Origin of the sequence: Cytophaga aurantiaca DSM 3654 (genome assembly GCF_000379725.1) — a bacterium.
Taxonomy (GTDB): domain Bacteria; phylum Bacteroidota; class Bacteroidia; order Cytophagales; family Cytophagaceae; genus Cytophaga; species Cytophaga aurantiaca.
Genome location: NZ_KB903652.1, coordinates 1 through 6,996 on the forward strand (window position 1 = coordinate 1; position 6,996 = coordinate 6,996).

The 6,996-nt window shown below is 41.4% G+C and carries 1 protein-coding gene; it reads left to right on the plus strand.

Features of this window, described 5'->3' with window-relative positions; translation table 11 throughout:
* A partial coding sequence (locus A3EE_RS20640; RefSeq protein ID WP_033418030.1) for a T9SS type B sorting domain-containing protein occupies positions 1–339 on the plus strand: 339 nt, incomplete at its 5' end.
* Positions 340–6,996: the final 6,657 nt, after the last annotated feature.

Here is a 6,996-nt window from a genome sequence, read left to right on the forward strand (position 1 = left end):
AGCAATACAAGCGGAGCAACAACATGTTCAACAACAGACGATGTTACAGTTATTGTAGTGAGTCCGATTGAAGTACCGAATGTGATTACTGTAAACGGAGATGGCAACAACGATGACTGGGAGCTTAAGAACATCGAAGGGTATCCGAATTGTATTATAGAAATCTACAACCGTTGGGGTAATTTGGTATGGAAATCAGAAGGGTATCCGAAGAACTGGGATGGAACGAACTTCCGCAATGGACAGGTGTTACCGGATGGCACGTACTTCTACATCATCAACCTTCAGAGCCAGATCTACGATGAACCGCTTACAGGTTGGGTTCAGATTATAAGGTAAATTTTCTATCACTTATAAAAAATGCCTGATATTTAACGATACGTTAGATGTCAGGCATTACTTTTTTAGACTATTAATATTCGTTTAATGCAACCCAAGCATGCTTTATGCGTATAAAGGAGACCATTCATAAGCCTTAACCAATTCGAAACTTTGTATATAGATGCAAAGGTTACCTTCTTATTTGCTATGGTATCAATTGCTAAAACAAGCATGTATTAATAGAAAAACATGTATTGCTTAAAATAAAATCTCAATAAAATCGCATACAATAAATCAGATTACCCGACCTGATAAATTAAACAATATGAAAACAAGTACCCCTAAAAATTTATTTTACACCGTTTTGATTTCTATATTCTTCATTGGGATGTCAGTGAATGGATACGCGCAATGCGGAGCGGAGGCAATAACCACAACTCAATGGTGTGAAAATGGTTTTGCAAAATGGAGCTTTAACTCACCAACTCCAAATACCTGGTATGAATGGTATAGCTATACACCGGCACCCTATGTAGCTGCGGACTTTGATGCGAATGGTCATTTGATAAGAACGGGTTCAATCTTTTATGATTCTACTCAGAGCAGTTCCTATTATTCACCATTTCGAATTACAACAGCAACAGCACCTCCAGCAGGTGTGCAGTTAACATATATTAAACGTACGAGTTACCCAACTGTAAATCCTAAACCAGGAGCTACGCCAGCGTATACTTCCAATCCTGCGGGAACGGCAATGCAAATGACATTTACAAATACGATGCCCGTAAGATTCAATACAATAAAAATTCCGGTAGTATTAAATACGGTTGGGCAAACCTATAAAATTCAAATAACCTTTACACCAGGTGCAGGGTCTGCTGTATATAATTTTTCAACGGTTGGAGCAACCCCTATAACAGGTATAACGAATGGTTATTATATAGAAGTTCCTGTTAATTATACTTTAACTACAACTACATCAACAGTAATTTCAGTTAATACCAATCCAACAGGCACAGGTGCACAGGTTGATGGACTTTTATTCTCTCCTGCACAGCCAGCAACAACAACAAATGGCCCAATTACGATACCGGCAAACAGTGCTTCTACAACAGGAGGAAAGTTTGGCGTATTATATGATTGGAACTATACTGCAATTTGTCCACCACAAACAACGCCTTTATCTACAAAAACAACTGTAGGATGTTGTGTTGCTCCCGGAAGTATAAATATTTTAACACTTAGTTCTAATAAAGCAACTATTGTAAATGGATCCGGAACAGCTGTGTTAACAGTTGGTAACTACTCTTCAACATCTAATTATTTTGATTGGTATTTCAATGGAGTGAACGTGCCGGCAGCAAGTGGTGTAGGTAAAATAACATATACCACAAATCAAGTTGGTAACTGGGAAGTTCATGAACTTACAGGTGGTAGTCCATCAGCTGCTGATAAAACAAATCCGAGTTGTTATTCTTCAGATGCAACACGTATAGATGATAAATTAATAACGGCATCTATTGTTACAGCACCTTCTCATAGTCCTTTATGTATTGGTGATACATGGTCTTTATCAGGTACCGGTTCTTCAAATTTGACTTGGTCGACAGGTGGTGGTACGTTATCAAATACAAGCGGGTCAACAACAGATTTTACAGCTTCACAGGTTGGTACAACGCAGGTTATTTTATCTGGTACAGTTACAAGCGGCGACTTAGTTGTGAACGGTAATTTTAGTGCCGGTACAACGGGTTTTGTTACTTCTATGCCAGGACCTGTGGATCCTAGAAGTACAGATGGTTCATATAATGTAGCTGCATCATCAGGTAACTGGGGTGCACAGGGTGACTGGACGTTTAATGGTACCAAACCCTTCGTTACCGGTAATCCTGGAAATTTCTTGGTCGTAAATGGTGAAGATGCTTCTTCGATTGCGAAGCCTGTAGTATGGGGACAAAATATTACAGGACTTACAGCAAACCAGATCTATACATTTTCTTTTGATTTCACTTCTATCTGTTATGTAGTTTCGGCAAATACAGGTGGATATTCAAATGCTCCGGGTACAGCACCTTTTTATGATGTAGATTTGGAAGTATATATTAATGGTGTGTTGGTTGGTTCTGCAAGTACTGATTTTGCACTAAATGGCGGAGTGAATGCAGTAGGTGTTTGGAAAAATCATGCTTACACATGGAACTCAGCTACTTCTTCTTTTGCAAATATTGAAATCAGACAAAAGAATTTATTCCCAATGAGGGGATATGATTTTGGATTGGATAACATCAAATTTGGTGGTTTGCAAACACAAACAGATGCTGTTACTATTGGGCCAATAACAGATTGTTCTGCTATTACAGCAACAGCAAGTGCATGTGTGAACGACTCATACACCGACTTAACAGCAAGTGCTACTGGTGGTTTAATATTTGATCACTGGGAATTAACATCTACACATGCTACAGTAAGCACTGCCAATCCATACAGAGTACAAACACTTACAGCAACACAGTATGATGCGGTAGGATATATGGGTATAGGCAATGTATTGTCAAACGGTGATTTTAATAGCGGTAATATTGGTTTTATTAGCGGTGCGCCTTATTATACCTACGCAGCCAGTAATCACGGTGATAATCAATATTCTGTGGATGCAAATATCAATACTTACAATCCGGGATATTGGGTGAATCTTCCTCAGGCTCCTGGTCAACCAGCCGGTTCTATGCGGTTTTTTGCAGATGCGAAAGCAGCGAGAACTGGTCAACCATCTGGACAAGTGATAGCCTGGACTTTTACAGCAGCTCAAAATGCTAAATTTGCATTTAGCGGATATTTTGCAAATGTACATGGAGGTGTCCTTACAGATACTCTTTATAATGCAATACCAGCTGCTATTGGTGTGTATATTAACAATGTATTGATTGCAAGCTATTGGTCAATTAATGATTTGAATTGGCATCAGCTTACTGCTGGTTGGACAGCTCCATTAGCTGGTACGAATACGTATACATTAGAAGTACGTGATTTGAAAAGAACAGATAGTCCGGGTAGTGATTTTGCTTTAGATGATTTTAAACTGGTACCACTTTCAGGAACAGCTAAAAAATTCACGGTAACTACACCCGTGTGTAACCCATGTCTTATAAACTTGCCTACTTTAGGTTCTCCCAATACATTCTGTGCAAATACAGGTATTGTACATTTAACACCTAATGCAAGTGAACCAAATGGTATTTTTGAATGGTATGATGCTCTTACTGCAGGAAATAAATTAGGAACTTCACAAGGTATCGACCCAGATGGTGATACATTAAATGTTTCAACAGCTGCTTCATCCGGTGCAAATAAAATTGTTTACTATCAGAAATCAGCTAAAGCTTCAGGTACAGTATATACCAAAGCACAATCTTGTAATGCCACAGATTGGAGAGACCAATTTAACATTAACAATAATTTAAATAGTCAGGGTTATTATGCGAATAAAGCTATAACCCTAACTTCTCTAAGCCTTAAAAGTAGAGTTTATATTCAGACTACAGGATGTGGGTTAAGCGGAACAATAACATTTAGAGTTGTTGGCGCAAAGCCTAACGGAGGAGGACTTGTAGATGATCAAGCCAATGTATTAGGAACGTTAACTGCAAACTATAATATAACCAAAACAGCAGCAGACCCACAAGATCAGTACATGGATTTTGTCTTAAAGGGAAATGTGAGTATTCCTGCTGGTACTAATTTCTTTATCACGCCTATATCGGCAACAGCAACAGATGTTGGAAGTAGCTGTAACAACGGAAGGTTCTATATTGCTATTAATGATTGTGATCAAACATTCCCTATAGTAGATAGTTACGATGGAGCAACTGTATCAAGAGTCGGTGCTTCTCAAAATGGAAACAATCCTACCCTTAAGAAAGGAGGTCCAGGTTTTGATCTTAAGTTCAACGTTCCTGCTTATGTTTGTCCACGCACAGCAGTTACCTTAACCCCAAGCTGTCCGTGTTCAAAACCTACTACAGTAGCTATTACAGCACCGGCAAGTACACCAATAAGTTTGTGTCAGGGAACAGCTCAGACCTTATCCGGTACGGTAACGGTTGCTGCGGCTCCTTTGAACACTGCGTTTACGTATTCCTGGTTCAAGACAGCAGGTAGCGGTGCAAGCACAACAGTTCCATTAACAACCGGTGCTTTATCGCCTAATCCTACAGTTGGTACAGCAACAGCAGTACCGAATAACACAACAGCTATTACCGGACCAACCACAGGCGCGGGTACCTATGTATTACGAGTAGAAGATGGTAACACAAGTAATGCTTCCTGTTATACAGAGGCAAGTGTTGTTGTAGTTGTAAATCCAACCTTGGTTCCAAGTGTAGCGATTGCAGTAGCACCAACCGGAGCAATCTGTGCAGGAGCAAGCGTAACGTTTACAGCAACTCCAACAAATGGAGGAACAACACCTACGTACCAATGGAACAAAGGTGGTGTAGCAATAGCAGGAGCAACAAACGCAACCTATACAACAACGACAGCAGCGAACAGTGATAGCTATACAGTAACACTTACGAGCAATGCATTGTGTGCAAGTCCAACGACAGCAACAAGTTCAGCCATTGTAATGACGGTTAACCCGGTGTTGATTCCAGCAGTATCAATCGCAGTAGCACCAACCGGGGCAATCTGTGCAGGTACAAGCGTAACATTTACCGCAACGCCAACAAACGGAGGAACAACACCAGGATACCAATGGAAAAAGAATGGTACAAATATAGCGTCAGCAACAAATGCAACATATACGACTACTACAGCAGCAAACAGTGATGTTTATACCGTAGTACTTACAAGTAATGCCTTGTGTGCAAGTCCACTGACAGCAACAAGCACAGGCATAACGATGACAGTTAACCCGGTGTTGGTTCCTGCAGTATCAATCGCAGTAGCACCAACCGGAGCAATCTGTGCAGGAGCAAGCCTTACATTTACAGCAACGCCAACAAACGGAGGAACAACACCTACGTACCAATGGAAAAAAGGTGGTGTAGCAATAGCAGGAGCAACAAACGCGACGTTTACAACAACAACGGCAGCGAACAGTGACAGCTATACAGTAACATTAACAAGCAATGCCTTGTGTGCAAGTCCACTGACAGCAACAAGCACAGCAATCGTAACAACAGTTAACCCGGTGTTGGTACCTGCAGTATCAATCGCAGTAGCACCAACCGGAGCAATCTGTGCGGGAGCAAGTGTAACATTTACAGCAACGCCAACAAACGGAGGAACAACACCAGGATACCAATGGAAAAAGAATGGTACAAATATAGCGTCAGCAACAAATGCAACATATACAACAACGACAGCAGCAAACGCTGATGTTTATACCGTGACACTAACAAGTAATGCCTTGTGTGCAAGTCCACTGACAGCAACAAGCACAGGCATTACGATGACAGTTAACCCGATCTTACCTGTTAGTGTAACAATAGCAACCCCAAGTACAACGATCTGTGCAGGAACAAGTGTAACGTTTACGGCAACACCTACGAACGGAGGAACAACACCAACGTATCAGTGGAAAAAGAACGGTACAAATATAGCGTCAGCAACAAATGCTACATATACAACAACAACGGCATTAAACAACGACAGCTACACAGTAGTTCTGACAAGCAATGCAACATGTCCAAGTGGTAACCCTGCAACCTCGAATGCAGTAGTTATCACAGTAACAACAGTTGTAACACCGGCCGTAACGATCACAGCAGTCCCGGCAGGAGCGATCTGTGCAGGAGCAAGTGTAACGTTTACAGCAGTTGGTGGTAACGGAGGAACAGCACCGACGTATCAATGGAAAAAGAATACTGTAGCAATAGCAGGAGAAACAAACCTAACCTATACAAGCACCACATTAGCAAACGGAGATCAGATCAGTGTAGACATGGTAAGTAACTCAGGTTGCGCAAGCACACCGAATGCGAGTTCAAACGTTATTACCATGGTTGTTAATCCGATTCCTACTCCAAGTGTAACAGCAGCGGTATCGCCGACAGGAGCAATCTGTGCAGGAGCAAGCCTTACGTTTACAGCAACGCCAACGAATGGAGGTACCACACCGGCATATCAATGGAAAAAAGGTGGCGCAGTAATTTCAGGAGCAACGAATGCTACGTATACAACAACAACAGCAGCAAACAACGATAGTTATACAGTTGAAATGATAAGCAATGCAACGTGTGCACCAACAACAGCAGTAGCCTCTACAGCAATTGTTGTAACAGTGAATCCTATATTGGTTCCGAGTGTAACGGTAGCAGCAAGTCCAACAACGATCTGTACGAACGGTTCAACAACATTTACCGCAACGCCNACAAATCCGGGAGCAACACCAGGCTACCAGTGGTTTATTAATACAGTATCTCAAGCAGGAGCAACAAATGCAACGTTCTCAACAACAGCATTGACTTCAAGCACAGATGTAGTAAAAGTTACGTTGACAAGCAATGCCTTGTGTGCTTCACCTACAACAGCAAGTGGAAGTGCATCTGTAACAGTGAATGCAGGNATCGGAGCAGGTACGATTGGCATAGCAACAGCAACGATCTGTTACAATACAATTCCAGGGGCACTTACACAAACAGTAGCTCCTACGAATATTGCAGGCACACCAAC